Origin of the sequence: Methylobacterium aquaticum, from assembly GCF_001043915.1 — a bacterium.
Taxonomy (GTDB): domain Bacteria; phylum Pseudomonadota; class Alphaproteobacteria; order Rhizobiales; family Beijerinckiaceae; genus Methylobacterium; species Methylobacterium aquaticum.
The window spans coordinates 1-594 of record NZ_LABX01000466.1; the positions used below are offsets into that span (position 1 = coordinate 1).

Below are 594 nucleotides of genomic sequence, written 5' to 3' on the forward strand. Positions count from 1 at the left end.
TCTCAGGCCCGTCGCCTATCCCGGATATGTGGATAAAGCCGCATTTCTACGCGGCAGATTGAGCATCGCGACAGGAATGCACGATTCGGCCGCGTGGCGTTGAACCGGCCGAAGGTTTCGCTGGTTATCGAGACAACTCACTGCTTCCTCGATGACCGAAGGCAAGAACCTGCGCGCGTTTATTCTCCTTGTCGATCGACCGATTCTGATCTTTTCGTACCGGAATTCGGATCCTGCCATGTGCGACGAAGAGGAAGCGGACATAGCGACGGATGTTCGCATTGGGGTGTCGCATGATCCGGTGCAGGCTGAAATCTGTCCGGCCTCCTGGTCCCGTGTCATGAGGGGTCGGTATCGAGGCGCGACGGCCGCACGGAGAGGATGAACAGCGTGGACCAGCCGATACGGGTCGCCCCCAGCATTGTCGATGCCACGAATGCCGCGAGGATGGCCGCACGCGCCGCAGCCGCACGGGCGGCCGAGCATGACCATGATGGCGGGTTTCCGGCAGCGGATATCGAGTATCTTCACACGCTAGGCCTGCTGGCCGCGCCGATCCCGCGGGACGACGGAGGCTCCGGCCTCGGCGAGGAG

General features: G+C 62.1%; 1 protein-coding gene. It reads left to right on the forward strand.

Annotation, left to right across the window (positions count from 1 at the left end):
* Window positions 1-381: 381 nt before the first annotated feature.
* Window positions 382-594 (forward strand): acyl-CoA dehydrogenase family protein (locus VP06_RS37700; RefSeq protein ID WP_210168135.1); only part of this gene is annotated, 213 nt, incomplete at its 3' end.